Annotated in this window: 17 protein-coding genes and 1 pseudogene; 13 read left to right on the top strand and 5 right to left on the bottom strand. The window is 72.0% G+C overall.

Annotation, left to right across the window (positions count from 1 at the left end):
• The first annotated feature begins 291 nt into the window (after positions 1-291).
• From KBX50_RS26680 to KBX50_RS26665, 4 genes are read left to right on the top strand one after another with little or no spacing between them, the layout of a single operon-like run.
• Positions 292-1224: an ABC transporter ATP-binding protein gene (locus KBX50_RS26680; RefSeq protein WP_210940429.1), complete on the top strand. Its 933-nt coding sequence runs from the start codon at positions 292-294 to the stop codon at positions 1222-1224.
• Complete coding sequence (locus KBX50_RS26675; RefSeq protein ID WP_210940428.1) at positions 1221-1943, top strand: ABC transporter ATP-binding protein; 723 nt, start codon at positions 1221-1223, stop codon at positions 1941-1943. Before KBX50_RS26680 ends, KBX50_RS26675 begins: the two co-directional genes overlap by 4 nt.
• Before the next feature lie 7 nt (positions 1944-1950).
• A complete protein-coding gene (locus KBX50_RS26670; protein WP_210940427.1) occupies positions 1951-5121 on the top strand; it encodes an FtsX-like permease family protein in 3171 nt (1056 codons plus the stop codon).
• Positions 5118-7877 (top strand): ABC transporter permease, encoded by a 2760-nt coding sequence (locus KBX50_RS26665; RefSeq protein ID WP_210940426.1) that lies wholly within the window; start codon positions 5118-5120, stop codon positions 7875-7877. Before KBX50_RS26670 ends, KBX50_RS26665 begins: the two co-directional genes overlap by 4 nt.
• Positions 7878-8004: 127 nt before the next feature.
• Here KBX50_RS26665 and KBX50_RS26660 read toward each other — a convergent pair whose 3' ends face one another.
• A complete protein-coding gene (locus KBX50_RS26660; protein WP_210940425.1) occupies positions 8005-8901 on the bottom strand; it encodes a LysR substrate-binding domain-containing protein in 897 nt (298 codons plus the stop codon).
• 101 nt (positions 8902-9002) lie between these two features.
• On the opposite strand from KBX50_RS26660, the gene KBX50_RS26655 reads away from it, so the two are divergent.
• From KBX50_RS26655 to KBX50_RS26640, 4 genes are all read left to right on the top strand, one after another.
• Positions 9003-10040 (top strand): SMP-30/gluconolactonase/LRE family protein, encoded by a 1038-nt coding sequence (locus tag KBX50_RS26655; RefSeq protein ID WP_210940424.1) that lies wholly within the window; start codon positions 9003-9005, stop codon positions 10038-10040.
• A gap of 156 nt (positions 10041-10196) precedes the next feature.
• Positions 10197-11129: a hypothetical protein gene (locus tag KBX50_RS26650; RefSeq protein WP_210940423.1), complete on the top strand. Its 933-nt coding sequence runs from the start codon at positions 10197-10199 to the stop codon at positions 11127-11129.
• A gap of 483 nt (positions 11130-11612) precedes the next feature.
• Complete coding sequence (locus tag KBX50_RS26645; RefSeq protein WP_307871081.1) at positions 11613-12896, top strand: aminotransferase class V-fold PLP-dependent enzyme; 1284 nt, start codon at positions 11613-11615, stop codon at positions 12894-12896.
• 121 nt (positions 12897-13017) lie between these two features.
• Positions 13018-13971 carry a homocysteine S-methyltransferase family protein gene (locus KBX50_RS26640; RefSeq protein WP_210940421.1) on the top strand — a complete coding sequence of 318 codons (954 nt, stop codon included), beginning with the start codon at positions 13018-13020 and terminating at the stop codon, positions 13969-13971.
• Here KBX50_RS26640 and add read toward each other — a convergent pair.
• Positions 13929-15020, bottom strand: coding sequence for an adenosine deaminase (gene add, locus KBX50_RS26635; protein WP_210940420.1), 1092 nt, complete (start codon positions 15018-15020; stop codon positions 13929-13931). The two genes, KBX50_RS26640 and add, sit on opposite strands and share 43 nt — an antisense overlap.
• Before the next feature lie 156 nt (positions 15021-15176).
• On the opposite strand from add, the gene KBX50_RS26630 reads away from it, so the two are divergent.
• A complete protein-coding gene (locus KBX50_RS26630) occupies positions 15177-15890 on the top strand; it encodes a helix-turn-helix domain-containing protein (protein WP_210940419.1) in 714 nt (237 codons plus the stop codon).
• On the opposite strand, the gene KBX50_RS26625 is transcribed toward KBX50_RS26630, so the two are convergent.
• A complete protein-coding gene (locus KBX50_RS26625; RefSeq protein ID WP_210940418.1) occupies positions 15818-16567 on the bottom strand; it encodes an NAD(P)-binding domain-containing protein in 750 nt (249 codons plus the stop codon). The two genes, KBX50_RS26630 and KBX50_RS26625, sit on opposite strands and share 73 nt — an antisense overlap.
• A 283-nt stretch (positions 16568-16850) precedes the next feature.
• Between KBX50_RS26625 and KBX50_RS26620 the strand changes: the two genes are divergently transcribed.
• From KBX50_RS26620 to KBX50_RS26605, 4 genes are all read left to right on the top strand, one after another.
• Entirely contained in the window at positions 16851-18740 is a 1890-nt protein-coding gene (locus tag KBX50_RS26620; protein ID WP_210940417.1) for a BTAD domain-containing putative transcriptional regulator, read from the top strand.
• A 73-nt stretch (positions 18741-18813) separates the two neighbouring features.
• Positions 18814-19707: a methyltransferase domain-containing protein gene (locus KBX50_RS26615; RefSeq protein WP_210940416.1), complete on the top strand. Its 894-nt coding sequence runs from the start codon at positions 18814-18816 to the stop codon at positions 19705-19707.
• Entirely contained in the window at positions 19704-20342 is a 639-nt protein-coding gene (locus KBX50_RS26610) for a hypothetical protein (protein WP_093402505.1), read from the top strand. Before KBX50_RS26615 ends, KBX50_RS26610 begins: the two co-directional genes overlap by 4 nt.
• A 36-nt stretch (positions 20343-20378) precedes the next feature.
• A complete protein-coding gene (locus KBX50_RS26605) occupies positions 20379-21728 on the top strand; it encodes an AarF/ABC1/UbiB kinase family protein (RefSeq protein WP_210940415.1) in 1350 nt (449 codons plus the stop codon).
• Positions 21729-21800: 72 nt separating this feature from the next.
• On the opposite strand, the gene KBX50_RS26600 is transcribed toward KBX50_RS26605, so the two are convergent.
• Positions 21801-23324: an ABC transporter substrate-binding protein gene (locus KBX50_RS26600; protein WP_210940414.1), complete on the bottom strand. Its 1524-nt coding sequence runs from the start codon at positions 23322-23324 to the stop codon at positions 21801-21803.
• Positions 23321-23517, bottom strand: a pseudogene (locus KBX50_RS26595) (AAA family ATPase); the annotation flags it as partial. The pseudogene KBX50_RS26595 and the gene KBX50_RS26600, both read right to left, overlap by 4 nt.

Genomic DNA, 23517 nt, shown 5'->3' with positions numbered 1-23517 from the left:
TGCCCCGGCGGGTCCGCGAGGTCGCCCCGGTGCCTCAGCGGGGGCCACCACACAACCCGTGGCGGTTCTTCACCGGTTTCGCTCGACCTGCGGGGCGGCGAAACGTGCAGGGGCATGGTCAACGGAGCCGCCGATTGCGAAACTGCTTCAATTGCGTCAGCACCGGCAGGGCAGTCAGGGCTCTTGACGCATCAGGCAACCAGGCGTGCCAGCCAGGTAACACCAGGTGCCCGATCGGTGGGCCGGACCACTACCCGAGGCAGGCTCGGCACGACCCGGACGGAGGACGCAATGTCCAGCACACCGCTGTCCCTGCCGCAGCCGTCCGCGCGGGCGCCCGAGTTCGGCCGGGACGCGCTCATCGTCTGCGAGAACCTGGTCCGGATCTACCAGACCGGTTCGATCGAGGTGCAGGCACTACAGGGACTGGACCTGACCGTGGAGAGCGGCGAGCTGGTCGCCGTCGTCGGCGCCTCCGGGTCAGGCAAGTCGACGCTGCTCTCCATCCTGGCCGGCATCGACGCCCCGACCGCCGGGCGGGTCCGGGTCGACAGGTGGAATCTGCTGGCGATGTCCCGAGCGGACCGGGTGAACTACCGGCGGCACACCGTCGGGTTCGTCCGGCAGCAGACGGCGAGCAACCTGATCCCCTACCTGACCGCGCGGGAGATGGTGGACCTGCCGATGACGGCGGCACGTACCGCGAAGGAGGAGCGCCGGGAGCGCGCCGCCGAGCTGCTGGACAGCCTCGGTGTCGCCGACTGCGCCGATCGGCGTCCCGGGCAGCTCTCCGGAGGGCAGCAGATGCGGGTCGCGATCGCGGTGGCGCTGGCCAACCAGCCGCGGGTTCTGCTCGCCGACGAGCCGACCGGCGAGCTGGACGCCGCCACGTCCGCGGAGGTCTTCGGCGTGCTGCGAGAGGTCAATCGGCGCTACGGCGTCACCGTCGTCGTGGTCACCCACGACCCGGAGGTCAGCGGCCAGGTCGAACGGACCGTCGCGATCCGGGACGGACGCACCAGCAGCGAGGTGCTGCGCCGCACCACCACCGACGCGGCGGGCGACACGCATACGATCGCCGAGGAGTACGCGGTGATGGACCGGGCCGGGCGGGTGCAGGTGCCCCGCGACTTCCGCCAGGCGCTGGCGCTGACCCGACGGGTCCGGCTGGCCCTGGAACCGGACCACATCACGATCCGCCCCGACTCGGGGAGCGGCGGATGAGCAGCGAGCCGCTGCTGCGCGTGCGCGGCGTGCACCGACGCTTCCGTACCGGACCGACCGTCGTACACGCCCTGCGCGGGGTGTCCTTCGACGTGGCCGCCGGTGCCATGGTGGCGCTCGTCGGGCGGTCCGGCTCGGGCAAGACCACCCTGCTCAACACCATCGGTGGCCTGGATCGCCCGGACGCCGGCACGGTGCACGTCGACGGCACCGACGTCACCGCGCTCGACGAGGACGGCCTGTCCCGGCTGCGGCGCGAGAAGGTGTCGTACGTCTTCCAGAGCTTCGGGTTGATCCCGGTGCTGTCGGCCGCGGAGAACGTCGCCGCCCCATTGCGGCTGGCCCGCGTCGCCCCGGCCGAGCGCGAGCGGCGGGTCGAGTTGCTGCTGGAGCTGGTCGGCCTGGCCGACCACGCCCGGCAGCGGCCGGCCGAGCTGTCCGGTGGCCAGCAGCAGCGGGTGGCGATCGCCCGCGCGCTCGCCGCCTCACCCCGGCTCCTGATCGCCGACGAGCCCACCGGGCAACTGGACGCTGAGACCGGGCTGTCGGTGATGGCCCTGCTGCGCGGGGTGGTCGAATCCGAAGGCGTCACCGCACTCGTGTCCACCCACGATCCGGTGATGATGGCACTGGCGGACCGGGTGATCCGAATCCACGACGGGCACCTCGACGAGGGGACAGCCGGGCGACCGGACGAGCCCGTGCCGGATGCCAGGTGACGCGACGATGCTGAGGCTGGTCACCCGACGCGCCCGCGTGCAGTGGCCGTTGCTCGCGGCCCTCATCGGGGTCGTCACGGTCGGCGCGACCCTGCTGGGCACCTGCACCCTGCTGAGCACCCGCACCGCCGAGCGGGCGCTGGAGGTCGCGATGGCCCGCGCCGCTCCCGCCGCCGTCGACGTGACCGTCTACACCGGCACCGTCGAAGGCCCGGACGCGCTCTCCGTCGCCGCCGACACCCGCAGCGTGGTGGCTGCCACGCTCGCACCGTTCCCGGTGACGACAACCGCGCGGGCGTCGACAGTGCTGCGGGCGCTGCCGCCCGCGCTCGCCCCGGGCACCACCGTCCCGCCCCAGGCGTACCTGTCAGGGCTGGACGACCTGCCGACCCGAGCCGAGCTGGTCACCGGGCGCTGGCCGCACGAGCGTGGTGACGCCGTGGTGCTGGAGTCCACCGCCCAGTTGCTCGGCCTCACTCCCGGTGGCCGGGTACGCCTCGGCGCCGAGCTGGCCCACGCACCCGTCCCGGCCATCGACCTGACCGTCGTCGGTGTGGTCCGCCCGTTGCCGGGGCGCGGCTGGGACCGCGACCCGCTGGCCGCGGCCGGCTCCGCCATCGGGCACCAGGACGGCCGCTTCCGGCAGCCGGTCAACGCCTACGGCCCGTTCCTCGTCGACCTCGCCGATCTGGTCGCCACCGGTGCCACCGTCGACCGGATGGAGGTCACCGCCCATCCGGACCTGTCCCACGCCAACCGCCGCGACCTGGCGGCCGTGGCCAGCGCCGTCCGCAGTGCCGACCGCCGGCTGGCCGGCACCCTCGGCGACCGCGTCCGGCTCGCACGGGTCGCCTCCGACCTGCCGCTGACCCTGCGGTCCGCCGACGACCAACGGCACGTCACCGCCGCCGTCGTGTTCGCCATCGCCGCCCTCGGCGGTGTCCTGGCCGCGACGGCACTCGTCCTCGCGGGCCGGCTGACCGCACGGGTACGCGCCGACGAGACCGCCCTGCGGTCCGCCCTCGGCACCAGTAGCCGCCAACTCGCCGCCACCGCGATGCTCGAAGCCGGGCTCGTCGCCGCCGTCGCCGCCGCGCTCGCGATACCAGCCTCGTCGGCCCTGCACGCCGGCCTGACCCAGCTACCACCGCTGGACGGTGCCGGCCTGACCGTCCGGCCGGACATCACCGGCGCCCAGGTCCTCGCGGTGGCTGGCGGCGCGCTGGTACTCGCCGCCGTACTCACCGTCCTGGCGGTCCGGCCCGGTCCGGCAGCCGGCGACCGACGCACCCGCCGCGAACTGCTGGCCCGGTCCGGCGTCGATCTGATGCTCGCGGTGTTCGCCGCCGCCGCCTGGTGGCAGCTGTACGCGCAGCCCTCCGCCGCCGACCCACGCGTCGACGCGGTCCGGGTACTCGCGCCGGCGCTGCTGCTCACCGCAGGCGCCGCCCTGGCGCTGCGGGTGGTACTGCCCGCCCTGCGCGGCGCCGACCGGCTGGCGTACCGCGCCCGTGGGCTGGCGCTTCCGCTGGCGGTCGCCGAGGCCGCCCGTCGGCCGCAGGCGGTCGCCGTCGGGCTGCTCGTCGGGCTGGCCTGCGCGGCCGGAACCTTCGGCCTCGCCTTCGACACCACGTGGCACCAGTCGCAGCGTGATCAGGCCGCGCTTTCCGTCGGCACCGACCTGGCACTCACCATCGGCACGGCACCGGTGGCCGGAGAGGGCGCGGTCGTCGGCGCGGCAACCGCGGGGACGGTGAGTCCAGCCCTCGACCGTGGTACCGCCGTCGGTCAGTGGCTCGGCACCGCCGGCGATGCGCCGCGCCTGGTCGCCGTCGACACCACCCGCGCCGACGCGCTGCTACGCGGGCGGCTCGACCGCGACCGCACGTGGTCGGACGTGGCGGCGAGGCTCGCCCCACCGACCCGGGTCACCGGCGTCCCCGTTCCGGTTGATGCCCCGCTCGTGATGAGCGGAACCGCGGCCGGCGCGACCTCGCTCCTCGTGACCCCCCGGCTGCTGCTTGAGGACGCCAGCGGCCTGCGCACACCCTGCACCGGTCCTCCCGTGCCGCTCGACGGCCGCAAGCACCGGCTGCCCGGCTGCGCGCGCGCCGACGGACTGCGCCTCGTCGCGGTGTCCCTGCCGGTCGAGGCCGGGCCGGATGCCGGCTCCCCGGTCGGCAGCCGCACCGCCATCGACGTCACCCTCACCGTGCCGCGAGCCGGATCGGCTGACGGATCGGATTGGACCGCCACATCCGTGCAGACGGTCCCGAGCACCTTGCGCGACCCGACCGTGGGACTCTCCGCCACGCCAACGGGAACCGCGCTTCGGATGGCGGCTTCCGTCGACCTCGGCAGCGTCGCCTACACCGCGCCCAACCTCGTCGCCACCGCCTTTCCGGACCCCGGACCGGTGCCGGTCGCCGTCTCCGCCCGCTTCGCCAGCGAGGTCGGTGCCAGCAGCGGCAGCCGGCTCAGCGTCACGGTCGGCACCACGCCCGTGCCGATCGTCGTCGCCGAGATCGTGCCGACCGTGCCGTCCGCCCCCGGCGCCGTCGCCGTCCTGGCCGACCTGGACACGCTGTCCAGGGCCCGCGCCGTCGCCGGCGACCTGACGTTCCCGGTCGACGCCTGGTGGGTCGGCCAACCAGCCGGTCCCGGTGCCGCCGAGCGGGCCACCGCCCTGCACCTGGGCACCGTCACGACCCGCGAGGCGGAGACCGCCCGACTCACCGGCGGCCCGCTGCACGCGGGGCTGCCGGCCGCGCTCCGGCTCATCGTCCCGGCTGCGGCCCTGCTGCTGCTCGCCGGGATCGTCCTGCACGTCACCTGCGACCTCCAGGTCCGCGCCGTCGAGGTGGCGCGGCTGCGCGGTCTCGGAATGTCCCGGCGCGACATCCGGGCCGTGCTGATCGGCCAGCACGCCGGAGTGCTGCTGCCGCTGCTCGCTGCGGGCGCGGCCGTCGGTGCGCTCGCCACCCGCGTCGTTGCTCCCCTGCTCGTACGCTCCGACACCGGTGCCGCGCCCGTCCCGGCCGTCCAGCCACACTGGCCGGGGCCGGCCGAGGCCGCGCTGCTCGCCGCACTGCTGGCCGGATGCCTGCTGGCGGTCGTCACGGTGGTCGTCGTCCAGGTCCGCCGGGCCGACGCCGCGCACCTTCGGGTGACGCCGTGAAGGGGTGGCTGACCCGCCGATGGCCGGCGCCGCACTGGCCCAGCGTCCGTGGCCGTGGCCGTGCCGACGCCGGACCGCTGCTGCTCACCGCCGCGGTCATCGCGGCCGTCGCGCTGCTCGCCGGGGCCGTGCCGGCGCTGCTGCGTGCCGCCGCCGACGACGCTGTCCAGGACACGGTCCGCCGCGCCGGACACGACTCGAACGTGCTCGTGCACGCCAACTGGGAACGCGACGACGGCCCGACCGGTGGACGGATCCGGATATCCCGCCTCGCCGAGGACGTCGACGACTTTCGCGCCCGGGCAACGTACGCCCTCGGGCCGGGCCTGGACGCCGCACTGCTCCCGCCCACCGCGGTTGTCAACGGCCCGATCCTGCGCATCACCGGGGGCAACGTGCCGCGTACCTTCCAGCTCACCTACCTGGCCGGCGACGTCGGCGGCCCGGAGGTGACCTGGATCGCTGGCAGCGCTCCCGGCCCCGCCAACCCTGAACGGTCCATCGAGATCCCCTACAACGGACCGCCCTGGCCCGTGCAGGTCGGCCTCTCCGAGGCGGACGCCGCCGCCCTCGACCTCGGGCCCGGCGATCGAATCCCGGTGCAGGACAGCCAGCGGCGCGACAAGGACGTCCGGATCAGCGGGATCTACCGACCCGCGGACAGCACCGACCCCGCCTGGCGACTCGCCCCGGCGCTGCTGCGCCCTGATCCCGGCGCCGACGGCGTGGGCACGACCCGGTTCGCCGGCCTGCTGTCGCGTGAGTCGCTGCCGGACGCCCGGCTCGCCTTCGACGAGGATGAACTGCGGCGCAGCGTCCACTTCGCCCCCGAACCCGACGCGCTCACCTGGGACGACTCCGCGGCGCTCGCCAGCCAGTTGGTCAGGCTCAAGGCGGCCTCCGGCTCATCAAGCGTCCGCGACCAGTCCCTGAAGTGGGAATCACAGCTCGACGCTGTCCTGCGCGACGCCCGCACCCAGATCAGCGCCGCTTACGCACAGGCCGCCGTCCTGCTCGCCGGAATCCTCACCGCCACGGTGCTGGTCCTGCTGCTCGCCGCCGACCTTCTGGTCCGCCGCCGTACCCCGGCGCTGACCGCCGCCCGGCAGCGCGGGGCGGCGCTGCCCGACCTCGGTGCGGAACTGATCATCGAGTCCAGCGTGGTGTCCCTGTCGGCCGCTGCCGTCGGGCTCGCGCTCGCCCGCGTGGCCGCTCCGGGCGTCTCCTGGATCTGGACCGTGCCCGTGGTTCTGGCCGGTGCCGTCGCCGGGCCGACGTTCGGCACCCTCGCCGCCGCCCGCGCCAGCCGCGACCGGCGCCAACCCGCCAATCCGGCCGCCCGGCGCTGGATCCTGGCCACCGGTCAGCTGCGCCGCGCCGCTGTGGAGGCCGCCGTGCTGATCGCCGCGGTCGCCGCCTTCGTCACCTTGCACCAGCGCGGGCTGCGGCCCGTCGCCGCGGACGGCGACACCGGCGAGCTGACCGGCGACCTGGTCCTACCGGTCAGCGCCGTCGCTCTGGGCATGTTCACCGGCGCGCTCGTCCTGCTGCGGCTGCTGCCTGTCGGAGCGCGGTTCGCGCTGCGACAGGCCCTGCGCTCGCGCCGCCCGCTGGCCGTGTTCGGTGCCGCCCGGGCGGCCACGACGGCCGGACGCGCGCTACCGCTGCTGGTTCTGGTCAGCGCCACGGCGCTCGCCTCGTTCGCGCTTGTCGTCGGCGGGACCGTCGCCCGGGGTCTGGCCGATGGCGCGTGGAACACCGTCGGCGCCGACGCCCGCCTCGACATCGGCGACGACGCCGAGGCCGGGACACCCGCCGTCGCCGAGCGCATCGCCGCCGCACCCGACGTGAGACAGGTCGTCGTCGCGCAGGTGACCGACTCGGCGCGCATCTTCAGCGAATCGACACTGCTCACCCCACGCCTGGTCATCGTGGACGCCGCCGCGTTCCAGCGGCTGCTGGCCACCACCCCGCTGCCCGACGCGCCAGCGCTCACCCGGCTCACGGCACCCGGTCCTGGCGCCGGGGACGTCCCGGCGCTGGTCCTGTCGAGCGACGGCGAGCTGCCGACCGGCACGCGGCTGCAGCTGACCCGGGACGACGCCCCGGCGATCCGGCTCGCGGTGGTCGGTGCCGCTCCCTCCGTCGGCGGCGCCAGCGACGTCGTCATCGTGGACGCCGCCGCCCTGGCCGACGCAGGATTGCCCGTTGCTCCCAACACCATCTGGGTCACCGGCCCCGGCGCGGCGCAGGCCCTGTCGAACAGCGATGTCGCCGCCGACATCGTGCTGCGCACGGACGTCCTGCGGGCGCAGCGAGTGGCTCCGCTGACCGCAGGGATACTGCGGCTGGCATGGACGGCCGCCGCGGTGTTGCTGGCGCTGGGGATGCTCGGCCTCACGCTCGCCGCCGCCGCGGGTGCGTCGGAGCGATGGCAGACCCTGACCCGGCTGCGGACCCTCGGCCTACGGCCACGCGACGCCCGCTGGGTCGCCGCCGGAGAGCTGTTGCCGCCGGTCGTGGTCGCCGCGGTCTGCGGCCCGCTACTCGGCGCCCTGCTCGCCCGCCTGACGCTCGGTCCGCTTGAGCTACGGCTGCTCACCGGTCAAGGCACCGACCCGACGGCGGTGTTGCCGTGGTGGCTGCTCGGTTTGGTGAGCGTGACGCTGCTGGCGGCGGTCGCGGCGGTCGTACCTGTCGAGTCGGCGCTGCGGCGACGCGACCGGCTGAGCGAGGTACTGCGCGCCGGCGAGTAACTCTCTCCGTCCGATCCGTTGATCGCCAACGCTGCCGCCACCTCAGACATGCGCGTTGTTTGTCGCGGCGCATACGCTTCCGCTGACCGTGACGGGCTTGTGCGGAGCGGGCCGGGACGCCGGACGGTTACCCCGCCCAGCCGCGCTGCCGCGCGAGTTGGGCAGCCACGTCGACGACGACCGCAGCGGCCGGCGGCAGCTCATCGCGTCGCCACATCAGCTCCAGGTCCGACGCCGGGAGGTCGTCGGTGAGGGTGAGGACGATGCCGTCGACCGTGGGCAGCGCGGCAAGCGATCGGGGTACCAGCGAAAACCCGGTGTCCTCGGCGATGCCCACGCGGCGCCAGCCGAGTTGCTGGCAGTCCCGAGCGTCGAGCGGCACGCCGGCGCGGACGCAGGCGGCGACCACGGCAGCGCGATAGCCGGGCGTCAGGTGTTCGGGCGGCAGGTTGAGCGGGCCGATCCGCAGGTCGCTCAGTGCCGCTGACGAACGCTTGGCAAGCGGGTGCCGGGGACCGACGACGGCGACCAACGGTTCCCGTCGTACCGTCTGCCGGGCGAGGTCCGACTGAGCAGACGCGGCCCGCGACAGCACCAGATCGAAGCGGCCGGCGCGCAACCCGGCCTCGAGTTCGGTCGGCCACGCCTCGCCCGTGCGTACGGTGATGTCCCGATGCGTCGCCCGCAGCGCGTCCAGCAGTTGCGGCACCACCTCGTGCGCGGCGCTGACGACCGTTCCGATGCGCACCGTACCGGCGTGGCCCCGCCCGGCCGCCCGCGTCGCCCGGACCATCGCGTCCGCATCGCTCAGCATCTTGCGCGCAGACGCCACGAAGGCCGTCCCGGCCTCGGTGAGGCGGGTCGGGCGGCGGGTGAACAGTGGTACGCCGAGCTGCCGCTCCAGATCGCGGATCTGTCGACTCAGCGGTGGCTGCGCCATGTGCAGGCGCTGCGCGGCCTGCTCGAAGCTGCCCTCCTCGGCGACCGTCACGACGTACCGCATGAGGCGTAGATCCACCGGCATACCGCGAAGGTACCCGCCCATACCTCATGGATCTTGTCGGTGACTTCCCACCGGAGCCACGCTCGATGCGACAACCCTGATCGGAAGGAACTGTGCGAAACATGCGACGACTGCTCGCGATTCTGATCGTTGCGGTGCCCGGCGCGCTCGGCACCGTACCCGCGCCGGCATCGGCGTCTGTGCCGGTCCCGGCGTCCGCTGCCGCCGGCCCGCGGCCGGACAGTTATGTCCTGGCCGGTGACGACGCCTACCCCGAAGGCATAGCCCGCGATCCCCGCAGCCCGTACTTCTATGTCAGCAGCCTGACCGACGGGCGCATCTACCGCGGTGACGTCCGCTCACCGCAAACCACGGTGTGGCTGCCCGGCAACGCCGCGGACGGTCGGACCACCGCCGGCGGCATGAAGGTCGACCGCCGCGGCCGGCTCATCGTCGCTGGCGGAGGAACCGGGTACGTGTGGGTGTACGACACCCGCACCGGTGCACTCCTGCACCGCTTCGCCACCGATGCGCCGAATCCCATGCTGAACGACGTGGCGCTGACCGCCAACGGCGATGTCTACGTCACCGACTCGTTCCAACCGACCCTCTACCGTATCCCCGCAGCGGAGCTGCGCGGTGGCGCCGGCGTCACCAGCCCGCTACCCACCTTCCTCGACCTGCGCGGCACCAGCATCGAGTGGAACGCCGGGTTCAACCTCAACGGCCTGGTGGTCACCCATGACCAGCGCCATCTCATCGTCGCCGACTACAACGACGGCGCGCTGCACCGCATCGACCTGCGGCGGCACACGGTCCGGGCGATCGACCTGGGCGGCGCCACGGTGCACGGCGACGGCCTGCTCGTACGTGGCCACACGCTCTACGCAATCAGCAACATCGACGGGAACGGCAACACTGTAAACGTGCTGCGGCTCAACCGCCGCGCTGACCAGGCAAGGCTGCTCGGGCGACTGACCGACCCCGCGCTGCACGGCCCGTCGACGGCGGCGTTCGACGGCCGCGACCTTCTCGTGGTCAACTTTCAGTACGGGGCGGAGCATCCAGTGCTGCCGTACACGGTGGTGCGGCTCGGTGCCGGACTTTCTTGGCCTCCCGTGTCAGGGGGCCGGGCGACTCGGGACCACCGGCTGCCGTAACCGGTTTCCGTCGCTGTGCCGGGATGCGCCGCGCATTCCGGCACAGCCAGCGGATCGGCGTCCGTCCGCAGATAACCAAGCTCGCTGGACAGGTGCATCACGGCAGTCGGCAAACTGCGAGAACACACTCGATGTCGGGTCGCCGAGAATTCAGCCATGACTGCCACGGAGCGCGCAGGCCTGGAAACTGTCCCGTCGACTTCACCGCCACGACGGGGTCGGGTGATCCTGATCGCCGTCGGAGTCGGTGTACTGCTGTCAGTGCTGTGGTCGTACGAGTTCGTCGACCACACCATCGGCGATTCGATGGCCAACGCGATCCTCGGCAGGGACGCGAAGGCGACCGCGATCGGCGGTACCGTCGCCGCCCTGGTCTTCGCGTTCGTCTCGGGTCTGGCCGGCACCTTCACCGCCTGCAACATCGCCATGGCCGCGTCGATCGGACCGATGAGCCAGGCGAACGCGGGTGCGGCGGCCCGTGCCGGGCTGCGTAGCCTGGTGCGGCCGGTCGGCTGGCTGACCCTCGGAATGGTGGCGGTCTCCGCCAGCTACGGGTTCGTCGGCGTGCTGCTCGGTGAGCGGCTGCCGCAACTCTCCACCGCCAGCGTCGGGACGCTCCCGGTCCGCCTGATCCAGTCGATGATCGTGTTCGGGGTGATCGGGCTGGCTTTCGTCTACCTCGGCCTGGCCTCCCTCGGCGTAGTGCGGGATCCCTTCGCACACCGGCCGGTGGCCCGCGTGGTGGTGCTCGGCGCGCTGGTCGGTGGCTTTCTGATCGGCCGGCCGTACCCGCTGTTCAACAAGCTGTTCCACTGGGCGGTGGAGAACGGTAACCCGTGGTACGGCGCAGGGGCCTTTGTCCTTCAGTCACTCGGCAACATCGCCATCGTCACGGTCGTGTTCGTCCTGCTCGTGCTGGTGACGCGGGGCGGCTTCATTCGTTTTCTGGCGGCCAGCCCGGCCCGCACCGCCGCATTGACCGGCGGGATGCTGATCGCGTTGGGCGTGTTCATGGTCGTCTACTGGAACGTGCGGCTGCCGGCGATGTTCGACTACGGCTGGTTCCCCACGATGCCCTACAACCAGTGAAAGCCGCCGGGTGATCCGCGCCTGAGCGAATGCTGATGCCCGGGCCGCCACCTGCCCGCAACGATCGGCCGATCACCGTGCCGACGGCACAGGAAGGAAGGTCTGCTCGTGTCGGCTGCCTACCAGGGCGCGGATCCAGCGGATGACGATGTCGCCGGAGCAGGGAAGGACGGCATCGCTAGCCGACGTCCCGGGCCGGGCCACACGACCGGGCAGCGGTCGACGCGGCCTTCGGTCGTCAGGCAGCGGTCGACAGCGGACAGCCACTTCTGGTGGCGCTGGGGCTACGAGCCCGCCGAGGCTGGTCCCGTGCCGACAATCGGCGAAGAGATGTCGGGCGGACCGGGCCCGATGCCGTGATGTCACGCAGGGTGGTTAGAGCCTTGCGGAATGTCACCTTAGTGGAACCTTTTCCGTATTCAGTATGGTATCTTTACGCTCCTCTTTCGAATAGCACACTGCCGTGACGAACGTGATGTCGACATGCGCCCACCGAGAAGGCCCTACGTAGCGGCGGCCTCGCTACCGTGCTCCGTCTACGTAGCCCCCACCGACCGACGGCACCACCTACGGTCATACGCGAGTCGCGGCCCGATCCCCCCGGTTGAGATGACCTTCGGTGAACTGCACGGGCTACCCCTGAAAGCCCTGGCGACGCGGCCGGTCACAGAGCAGTTCCCGGATCTGAACTCAGGTGTCGTCCATCTCGATGCGCCCGCCGGAACGCTGGCCCACGCTGCCGTCCTCGACGTGCTCGAAAACTATCGGAAGAAAAGCGTGGGCGTCCCCTGGCATCGCTCCCAGGTGGCGCTCAACTGGGCTGCCAACCGATTCCGGGCGCTTATCGGTGCGCCCGGCGGCGCCGTCTCGTTCGGGCCCGACATGACGAGCCTGACCCGAGCCTTCGTCCGCTCGATCGAGCCGGCTCTACTACCGGGCGACGAGGTCTTGTGCACCACGTTGGACCATCGTTCCAATGTGGATCCATGGCGTCAGGCCGCCCACCGTCGGGGGGCCGCGGTACGGATGGCAGAGGTGTCCTCAGACGGCCGGTTGACCGTGGACGCGGTCGCCACCCAGCTCGGCCCACGTACCCGTTGGATCGCGGTGACCGCCGGATCCAACGCGCTGGGCACCGCGCCCGACCTCGTCCGTATCTGCGCCGCCGCCCGGCTTGCCGGTGCCCAGGTCTTCGTCGACGGCGCACAGGCACCGGCGCACCTGCCGGTCGACGTCGCCGCGTGGGGCTGCGACGTCTTCGTCACCTCGGCCGCCACGTGGTACGGCCCCGGATGCGGCATCCTGTGGCGGCGCAGCGATGGCATCTCCGCCACGCTGCTGCGCGGTGTCGCGCCAACCGGCGGGCCCGGCATCGAGGCAATCCTGGCCACCGGCGTCGCCGCCGAGGTGCTGCTGCACTGGGACCGCGCATCGGTCTTCCGGCACGGCGAGCGGCTGGCGAATCTGCTGGCCCGGAGCCTACGCATGATCGATGGGGTGCGCGTGCTCGGTCGGTCGGACGACGGGGCACGCCTGCCGATTGTCGCGTTCCAGGTCGCCGACCGTCCGGCCGCCGAGGTGGCGGCTCAGCTCGCCGACGGTGGCGTCGTCGTCGGACACGGCACCTTCGGGTCGGAGCCGGCGCTGCGGGCCGTGGCACCGGAGACCCCGGAGGCGCTGAGAGCCGGCATGGCCCGCTACACCTCCCGAGCCGACGTGCGTGCCCTCATCTCCATGCTGGCAAGGATCGCGGCAACCCGCGACTGACCGGCCACTCTGAGCTTGCGCGGTCCCCACCGATCGGCTGCGAGGGCTCGAACGCCCGGCGTCGGCGTGCCACGATGGGCTCGACGTGCAGGCGCAGGCCCAACCCGACAAGGAGGGGCCGGTGGAAGGACGCGGGGCACCAAACGGCCGGCCACTGCTCCTCGACGGCGCGCTCGGCACCGAGTTGCAACGGCACGGTCGGTCCGTCAGCGCTCCCTGGTGGACCGCGCACTGTCTGCTCGACGCCGCCGGCCGACGGCTGGTCACCCAGGTGCACGCCGCATACGTCGCCGCTGGTGTGGACGTACTCACCGCGGACACCTTCCGCACCACCCCGCGTACCGCTCACCGGGCCGGCGCCGGCCCCAACACCGCCGCTCGCCTGGCGCACGTCGCGGTGGCCCTGGCCCGCGAGGCAGCTGCCACCGTGGCCCGCCCGGTCGCCGTCGCCGGATCGATCGCGCCGATCGAGGACTGTTACCGGCCCGAGCTGGTGCCCGACGAAGCGGTGTTGCGCAACGAGCATGCCTGGCTGGCGGAGCAACTCGCCCGCGCCGGCGTCGACCTGGTCCTGGTGGAGACGATGAACACGATCCGCGAGGCGGTCGCCGCCGTACGCGCCGCCCGCGCGCACGGGCTCACCACCTGGGCCAGCTTCGTGTGCGGACAGGGTGGTCACCTGCTCAGCGGTGAGGACGTGGTGGCCGCCGCCAGCGCGGTACGCGCCGTCGGGGCGAGCGCGGTGCTGGTCAACTGCACCGATCCGGCCGGTACGGAACGGGCGCTGGCCCGGCTGGGACCGGCCGACACCGGGCGGCTCGGTGCGTATCCGAACCTGGAGGACCGCACCGGTCTGCCGCCCGCGACACCGGTCGACCGGTACCTGTCGCCGGCAGTTTCGCCGGCCGCGTTCGCCGGCCTTCCGGACACGGATCCATGGCGCGGCCTCGACATCGTCGGGGGCTGTTGCGGGTCCGGCCCGGAGCACATCGGCGCGTTGCGGGCACGCTGGCCGCGGGACGCCGACGAGGGTCAGCCGGCAGCGGGCACGGACCACGTCACCCCGGGCGGGTAGGTCGGGACGATGCCCAGTTCGTCCAGCTCCGCCCGTACGCCCTCACGAAGCCTCATCCGCGCGGAGTCGGGCAGCAGCGCGGCCTCGACGGCGGTCATGGTCATCCCGGCGAGCTGGGCCACCGTGAGACCGTGCCAGCGCGCCGCGAGCCGGTGCTCGGCGACCAGGTCGGTGTGGAACATCGACGGATCGTCGGTGTTGAGGGTGATCCGGACGCCGGCCTCCCAGAGCCGTCGCAACGGGTGCGCCTGCGGCGTCGACACCACGCCGGTCCGCAGGTTGCTGGTCAGGCAGACGTCGAGGACGACGCCCCGGTCCCGGAGCACCCTCATCAGCGCCGGGTCCTCGACCGCGCGGATGCCGTGCGCGATCCGGGGCGGATGGAATGCCAGACAGTCCCAGATGCCCTCCGGTCCCACCGCCTCACCCGCGTGCGGCACGAACGGCACACCACGTGCCGCCGCCCACCGGATCGGCTCGGCGAACAGCGAGGCCGGGCGTCCCGGCTCGAAGCCACCGAGCCCGAGCCCCACCACCCCGCCGGGTCCGCCCGCCACGGCCCACTCCGCGATCTGCTGGCACTCCTCGACCGACTCGCCACGGACATGGTCCACGACGAACCGCATGCTCACCCAGAACCGCCGCCACGCCTCCTCAGCGCCCCTGCGCACCGCGTCGAGCTGCTCGTCGAAGGGAATGCCGCGCCCGCGCCAGTGCGTGCCGGGGCTGAACGTCACCTCCAGGTGCCGGACGTTCTGCCGGTGCGCCGACTCGGCCAGTTCCTCGGTCAGCAGTTGGAGATCGGCCGGGTCACGTAGTGCGGCACAGCACTGTTCGTACAGTTCGGTGAAGTGCCGGAAGCTGCGGAAGCGAAACAGGTCGGTGATCCGCGCCTCGTCGAGCCGACCGAGGTCGAGCCCGTGGCGGCGGGCGATCCGAAGCAGCGTTCCAGGTCGGACCGAACCCTCCAGGTGCACGTGGGTCTCGACCTTGGGCAGCCGCTGGATCATTTCGTCGCGGTCCGTCCCGAGCGGTTCGGCGGTGCTCACCGTGCCGATTCTAGGTTCGTCACGACCGGACGGACCGGTTCCGGCAACGGTCGATCGGGTCCTGCGGGTAGGAGGGCAATCTCGAAGAGGCCGCCGTGTACTATGTCTAACTAAAGGGGCGTTGCCTGGGCCCACACTGCGGCATGGAGGAGCGCCGTGAAAGAGCAACGAGACCGTCGGACCTACGGCCAGCAGTGCGGCCTTGCTTTCGCGCTGGATGTGGTGGGCGAGCGGTGGACCCTGCTCATCATCCGTGAGCTACTGGTCCGACCGCGCCGCTACCGGGATCTCCTGGACGCCCTGCCGGGCATCGGCACCAATCTCCTGGCCGACCGGCTGGCCTTCCTGACCGAGGTGGGCATCACCCAGCCGCTGGACGCCGAGCGGCGGACCGCCGGTTACGCGCTCACCGAATTGGGCGAGAAGCTGCGCGAACCGGTCCTGGTGCTGGCCCGCTTCGGGCTGACGCTGCTCGCCCAGCAGCCGGGTCAGGTCCAGGCGCCGGTCACCCGGGCGTCGTGGGCCGCGCTGGCCATCGAGTCCATGGTCGACCCCGCACGGGCGCTGGTCGACGAGGTCTACGAGTTCGACATCGAGGGCGAGGTCTTCCACGTCCGGGTCAGCGACGGCGAGGTGCGGACGATCAGCGGTACCGCCGGTCCGGACGCGACCCTCCGGGTAGCCACCGACGCCCGCACCTTCTTCGACCTCGGCAGCGGTGCGATCGAGCCGGTCGAGGCCGTGGTCAGCGGGGTGGTTTCGGTGACCGGGCCGGCGGCGGCCATGCCACGCTGCCTCTACCTGCTGGGCCTGGGTGGCCGCCCGGGTGTCGAGCGAATATTGTCGACGGCCGGCGGCGCGAGGCGCTGACGCTCACCGACCGGGACGGGCGGCCGGTCGGGCCACGCCACGCTGGTGGGCGCCACCGCCGACAGCTCGGGCACGGCGAGGCTGAAGCCGAGCCGGCCACGTAACGCATGCTGACTGTCGATCGCCATCAGCAGTTCCGCCAACGACTCCAGCGCCGGTGCCCGATCGATCCCGCCGACATCAACCGGCACGAATCCCAATCCACACAGCAGCGCGGCACACTCGATCTTGGCCGAGGGATGGTCCCCGGCCAGTGGCACCGTGACCGGCCGGCCGTCCAGCACGGGCTCACCGAGCATGCCGGCGGGCACCGTGTTGAGGGCTTTGACCACCCGCCATTGTGGTAGCAGTTCCGCAAGCAGTCGGCCGCTCCGCCGGCCACCTCCGACGCTCGACGGCGGGTTGGTCGTATCGACGACCGTACGCCCGCGTCCATCATCGAGCAACCCATCGCGGGCCAGGTCCACCGCGGCGTCGAACGGCAGCGCGAGCACGAGCAGATCGGACCGGGCGACCACGACCGGTGCCGGCACGCAGCGGATCTCGGGATACGAAGCCAACCCGACGGGGCGCGCGCCATTGCGCGTACGGCCGGCAATGAGCACCCTTTTGCCCTGCACAGCAAGGTTCCGGGCCAGCGCAGAGCCCATCCGTCCGCGTCCGAGGACGCCGATCATCGGGTGCACCGCACGCCGCGGCGGCGACAGCAGGCAGGCGGTCGTACGGACACACGCATCTTCTGACTCCGGGGTCGGTGGTCAGATTCTCCGCCGAACGCGACCCGGAAGCTCGGGTCGGGTCGGGTCGTCGGACAGTGTCGCCCAGTCATCTTGACGGCGACTTGAACTCTCCCGGCATGCGGTTGACGCCGTGCGGCTCGCCGCGACTACTTTAAGTATGGAAGTTCTTCACTTAAGGTGGAGGAGAACCGAGCCAGCACCAGAACAGCTTGGGGGACCCGTGAAACGGACCGAGGTCGAACTCCAGATTCAGATTCTCGGTTCCGTGCGAGCGACGATCCACGGCCAGGAGGTCGACCTGGGCCCCCCGAAGCAGCGGGCGGTGCTGGCCCTGCTGGCGCTGCGGGCCGACGGGCACGTGCCGCTGGACGACCTGATCACCGTCCTCTGGTCGGGACGGCCTCCGGCTCGGGCCGCGAGCCTGGTGCACACCTATGTCGCGCGGTTACGTCACACGCTGGAGCCCGACACGCCACGACGCCAGCGCACCAACGTCATCGCCTCGGCACCGGGCGGCTACCGACTCACCGTGGCCGACAACCAGCTTGACCTGCTCCAGTTCCGGGCCGGCATCCGGGAGGCGGCGGCCTGGCACGCGGCCGGCGAGCACGAGATCGCCTTCACCACGTACCGGGAGACCCTTGAGCGGTGGCGGGATCCGCAGCTCGCCGACCTGACCACGTTGCTTGTCGAACAGGACGACATCGGCCCGCTGCGGCAGGAGTTCCTGGCTGCCGCACTCGACTACATCGGACTCGGCCTGGAGTCGGGGCGGCCCGAGGTGGTCCTGCCACTGGCCGAACGGCTCGCCCAGGCCGAGCCCCTCAACGAGCGAGTCCAGGCCCGGGTGCTACGGGCCCTGGCGCGCATCGGGCAACGCGCCTGGGCGATCGAGCGGTATGCCGACGTCCGCGCTCGCCTCAAGCTCGACCTGGGTGTCGATCCGGGGGCCGAACTGACCGAGGCGTACCGGGAGGTACTGGACGCCGATCCGCCGCGACCTGACGGCGCGGCCCTCAGCGGGGACCATCAGCCGCCCTGGCGGGGACCGGCAGCCGTGGTGGACGAACTGGTCGGGCGGACAGCCGACCTCGGGGCGGTCTGCGACCTGCTCGGCGATTACCGCATGGTGAGCCTCACCGGCCCGGCCGGGGTCGGCAAGTCGGCACTCGGCATGGCCGCGGCGTTGGAGCTGCGGGAACGATTCGCCGACGGGGTCGCGGTGGTGGATCTGGCGAACGCGCGCACCGGCCGGGAGCTGGTTCAGGCGACGGCGGCGGTGGTCGACGAGCCGGGATCCTGGCACGCCAAAGGCTGCCTACCGTTGACGCATCGACTGCACGACCGCAAGCTCCTGCTCGTCCTCGACAACGCCGAACTGGTCACCGACGAGGCCGCCGACCTCGTCGACGACGTGCTCCGCGGCTGTCCGCAGGTCCACGTCCTGCTCACCTCGCGGGAGCTGCTCGGTCTGCCGTACGAGGCGGTGTACCCGGTGCGACCGCTGGCGGTCGAGAAGGAGCACGGCTCCTCGACGGCACCCGCAGTTGCGCTGTTCGCCCAGCGGGCGGTGCAGATCCAACCGGCGTTCCGACTCACCGAGGGCAACCTTGAGGCGGTGCGGTCGGTGTGCCGGGCGCTGGACGGGCTACCCCTCGCCATCGAGCTCGCCGCCGCCTGCCTGCGTACCCAGCGACTGGAGGCGCTGGTCAACGTCGTGGACGACCCACTTCGTCGGATCCGTCCGCGCCGCCGGGGGTTGCCAAGTCACCACCGTTCACTGCGCGCCGCAGTGAACCGCAGCATGGAACTGCTGGGGCCGGCGGAGCAGCGCTGCTTCGCCGCGCTGGGCGCGGTTCCGGCGGAGTTCGGCCTGGAGGCCGCGGCGGTCGCCGGCCGGGCGATCGGCGGTGAACCCGAGACACTGCAGATGCTGCTCGATCGGCTGGTGGACAAGTCGGTGCTGGAGGTCTTGCACGGCGCGTCGGGCCGCCGCTACCGAATGCTCGGCACGGTCCACGCGCTGGCGCGGCAGATGCTGCGCGAGCACGGCGTGGACGGCTCGGCCCCCGCCAGCCGCTGCGGCTGCGGCTGCCACACCGGCCGTTGAGGCGAGACATTCACCAATCGCTGCTATATGATTCTTTAGTAGATGTTGGCGGTCGACGAGCAGGAGATCTCGTATGGACCAACGCCACCTGCTCATGCACCAGGCGATGCTCGGCGACCGTAGACGCGTCGAGTCCTACGACCGGGCACTGGCCACGGTCATCGCCGAGAACACAGTGGTCGCCGACGTCGGCGCCGGCACGCTGGCGCTGACCGCGTTGGCGCTACGACACGGCGCCGCACACGTGTACGCCGTGGAGGCTGATCCTCAGATAGCCGCCGTCGCGGACCGGATCATCAAGGCCAACGGCTGGCAGGACCGGGTCACCCTGATCGCTGGGGACGCCCGGCTCGTTCGTCTGCCCCAACAGGTGGACGTGACGGTCTGTGAGCTGATGGGCAACCTCGGGCCGGAAGAGGACATGGCCCGTATCCTGCGGGTGTTCAACCGCCGTAACCTGCGACCCGACGGCGTCGTCGTGCCCGAGCGGGTCATCACCTGGCTGGCGCCGGTGCAGTTCGGCACCGAGGGTTGGGGCATCTGGTCCCCGGACTTCTTCGGCATGCGGCTCGACGTGGTGCAGGAACTGGTCGACCCCACCGCCCACCTGCACTTCCTCACCCAGGAGCCGACCCTGCTCGGCGAACCGGTCGCGCTTGTCGACACCGGCCGTGGCGACACCGGACTACGCAACGCGCGGCCCCTGGCCCTACCGCTGCACACAGCCGGAACGCTGCACGCCGTGCTCGGCTACTTCACCGCCACGCTCGCCCCGGGGATCGAGCTGTCCAACATGCCGTCGTACCCGGGCTGCAACTGGGCGGTCTTCGTCTGGCCGCTCCGGCACACCGCCGTCGCGGCCGGCGACACCGTACACGTGCGTCCCCGACGTCCCGATGGTTCCGCCGCGCGGGACGTGACCCAGTGGCGCCTCGACTGTCGTCTCGACCGGGTGAGCAAACAATGATCATTTACACCGCCGCCTCCGTCCGTGACCACTCCGTCGACGCCGACCGGATCTCGGGCCTCACCTGGTCCGGTCACACCCTCTGGTACGCCGACGCCGGGCGCGGGCGGGCGGTCTGCCTTGACCCGCGTACCGGGGTGCCCGGCGCCGAACTGGCCTGTCCCGGTCTGGTCACCGGGCTGACCACTCTCGGCGGGTGCCTCCTCTACGCCACGTCGACCACCTTGCGGCTGACCGAACCGCAGAGCGGGGATGTGCTGCGTGAGGTGGCCAGCCCTCGACCGGATACGCAGGTCTGCGGCATGGAGGCGGGCAAGGACGGCATCTGGCTCGGCTGGCCGGACGCCCTGGAGTTGCGGGACGCCTCCAACCTGCGGCTGCTCGCGGCCATACCCGCGCCACTCGGTGTCGCCGGCATCACGGTCACCGACCGGTACGTCGCGCACACCGATCTGCTCGGCGAGGCCATCACGGTCTTCGACCTCCAGACCGGACGCAACGTGTTGCAGATCCAGGTCGACGGTCGACCCGCCACCAGCCTGACCTGGGACGGGCTCCGCCTGTGGTACGCCGACGCCGGCAACATGCGTCTGCGGGCGCTGGACGTCCCCGGGCTGTCCACCGCGCGGGGCTGATCAGGACCCGGTCGACCCCCGGCAGAAAGGCGCCTGATGCTACCGCTCAAGTATCTCCTCAGCCTCTCTCCCATCGGCGCGCCGTCACTTGAGTCATCCCGCCCGCCCGCCCCCGAACGTCTCCAGCTGACCGGTCGCGCGCTCGTCATCGGTTCGGTGGCCACCGCCTCGATGGCAGCGGGTGTCGTCGGCGCCTCGGCCACTGCGGTACGGCACGGAAGGCCGGCCGGTCGGCGCCGGCTCGCCCGGGAGATCGCCCGGACCGTCGCCCGCCTCGGCCCCACCTTCATCAAGGCTGCCCAGGTCCTCGGCACCCGCCGAGACGTCGTGCCGGCCTGGCTCTGCGACGAGTTGTCGATGCTCCAGGACGATGTGCCGCCGATGACCGCGACGCAGGGACGCACCGCGCTGCGCGAGGCGTACGGCGACGAACTGGACGAGGTGTTCGTCACCGTCGAGAAGGTTCCGACGGCCAGCGGCAGCATCGCCTGTGTCTACCGGGCCACCCTGCTCGACGGCGGTACGGTCGCGCTCAAACTGCGCCGTCCCGGAATCGGTCCCCGGATGGCTGCCGACCTCGCGTTGCTGCGCCGGGGAGCGGCGCTCGTCGCCCGGTTACCGATGTTTCGAGGGGTGCCGGTGCGTGAGGTCGTTGACAACCTCTGTGAGTCGGTGCTCGGGCAGATCGACCTCGGCCGTGAAGGGCGGGACCTCGGCCGCCTGCGCGAGGATCTGGGCACGGTGCCGCGGGTCCTGGTGCCCCGGGTGCATCCGGAGGCGAGTCGCCCGGCCGCCATCGTCATGGACTTCGTCCCGGACCTGGCCGTCGACACCGCGGACCGGTGTCCCCCGGCGTTGCGCCGGAGGTTCGCGGCCTCCGCGCTGACCGTGGTCTACCAGATGCTGTTCATCAACGGGTTCGTCCACTGTGACCTGCACCCGGGCAACCTCTACTTCACCCGAGGTGGCCAGGTGGTGGTGCTGGACGCCGGGTTCAGCGTCCAACTGTCGGAGCGGATGCGGGACCTGTTCGCCAACTTCTTCCTCAACATGTCGATCGGCCGGGGCGAGCGCTGCGCGGCGATCGTGCTGGAGAGCGCCATCGGGGTGTCCGATGGCGCGGACGTGGGGGCGTTCACCGAAGGGGTCACGGATCTGGTGGCCCGCAGCTACAAGCTGTCCGCCAAGGAGTTCAGCCTGATCGCGTTCGCGGGCGAACTGTTCGACCTGCAACGCCGGTACGGCGTCGCGGCGTCGCCGGAGCTGGTGTTTCCGTTGCTGTCGCTGCTCGTGGTCGAGGGCACCGTACGGTCGCTCGATCCGGACATCGACTTCCAGGAGACGGCCAAGCCGATCCTGAACCGCGCTTTGTTCGGCATCCGCTGAATGACCCGATCGACGAGCGGGGGGACCGATCGATCGGTCCCCCCGCTCGGGATCGTCAACGTCCCGCTACGGTCACCACCTGGCGACTCCGGTGGCCACGGCGTTGGCCCGGGTGCGCGGCCAGTCAGCCACGATCAGGGGCACCAGGCGCAGGTCGGCGGTGGCCAACCGGTCGAAGCGGCGCCACAGCGTGGTGGCCGTGCCCGGGTCGAGCGTCCGCAACGCCTCGGTGGCGACGCCGGCCGGGTCACCGGCACCGCCGTCAGCCGGCCAGATCCGGTGCAGCAGATCCCGGTTGGCGTTACCGGCCCAGCGCGGCACCCACTCGTGCAAGGTGAGATCGGCACCCGGCTCCCCCGCCGACACAGTGACGACTTCGACTCCGTACCGGATGAACACATCGGCCACGGCCGCCGCCACGACCGCCGGCCGTGACCCGACCGGCACCGCCAGGACCAGCCTGCTTCCCGGCGTCAGACCGGCGTCAGCGAGCAGGTGTCGACCCCGTGTCAGGTCACCGTTATCGGGTGCGACGTCGGTGTCGGACGCGGCACCCGGGTCTCCGGGTTGCAGGACACCGTGCTGCGCGGCGGCACCGACGGCACCGGCAGCGCGTGCCGCCTCCGCGAGGGCAGCCCGGTCGACCGCCCAGGTCAGCGCGCGGCGGGCAGCGAGTGACCACGCCGCCCCGCCGGGCGTCGCGGACAGGTAGTAGCTGCAACCGGTGCCGCCGAAGCGGGCTGGCGACGCCGGCAGGTCCCAGGAGCGAACCCCGAAGTCGGTAGCGTCGTCCAGCGGCTGGTCTCCCGGGGAGGCCACGACGTCGATGCGGGACGCGGTCCGCCGGCGGATCGGGTCGGTGGCCGGGTCCCACCGGGGGTTGGGCTCCAGGACGAAGTCACCACCGGGGGTCAGCTGCCGGGCGATCCGGTACGGCCCGCAGGCCGGGTTGCAGCGGTACAACTCGGGGCTGTCCGGCACGTAGTAGTCGTACTCACGTGGGGCCAGGGCGGCGTACCCGGTGGCCAGCAGGTCGATCAGGTCGCTGGCCGGCTCGGTGAGCCGCAACACGACGGTGTCGCCCTCGACCCGTAGCCCCGGAACCCGGGTGAGGTGGGAGAACTGGGCGAGCGCGGGGGCGTGCGCCGCCCAGTGCCCGAACTCCTCGTCGTATCGTCGGTAGTAGTCGGCCAGCCCTTCGATCAGCGCGCCGAAGTACGGCCGCATCGGCCGGGCCAGCGGATGGGCCGTGCGCTTGAGGCCCCGCACGGCGTCGGTGGCGCCTACCTCCCGGGCACGCTGCGCATCCCAGTACACGCCCGAGCGCACTCGAATACGCCAGGTACGGCCGTCCGCGCTGATTCCACCGTTGTCGACGGTGGGCACCTCCCGCGCGACGTCGGGCACCGGCCGGCCAACCGGGTCGTCGGTCACGGGGACGGCGAACATCTGTCGGGTGATGAGCCGGAGCACCTGCCCGGTCCCGACCCTGCCGGGCTCCCCCTCGTCAGGCAGTCCGCCGGCTGGCCGCAGGAACCGAAGCTGGCTGCGGCCGGTCGGGGCAGCGGTGGATGTCCGCTCGCGTACGCCGGTCATGCGGGCACCGTCCCCACGTCCGGGAGGGTGCCAGTCGTCGGTTGACCGGAACCGCGGAAGACGAGTTTGGACTTGTCGATGTCGTTGGGGTCGCCTTCGCAGTCGACCACGACGATCTGTCCTGGGGTGAGTTCGTTGAACAGGATCCGTTCGGACAGGTTGTCCTCGATGTCGCGTTGGATGGTGCGGCGTA

The organism is Micromonospora sp. C51 (genome assembly GCF_018070435.1).
Lineage (GTDB): Bacteria > Actinomycetota > Actinomycetes > Mycobacteriales > Micromonosporaceae > Micromonospora > Micromonospora sediminimaris.
This window is presented reverse-complemented; position numbering and strand designations above follow the sequence as displayed.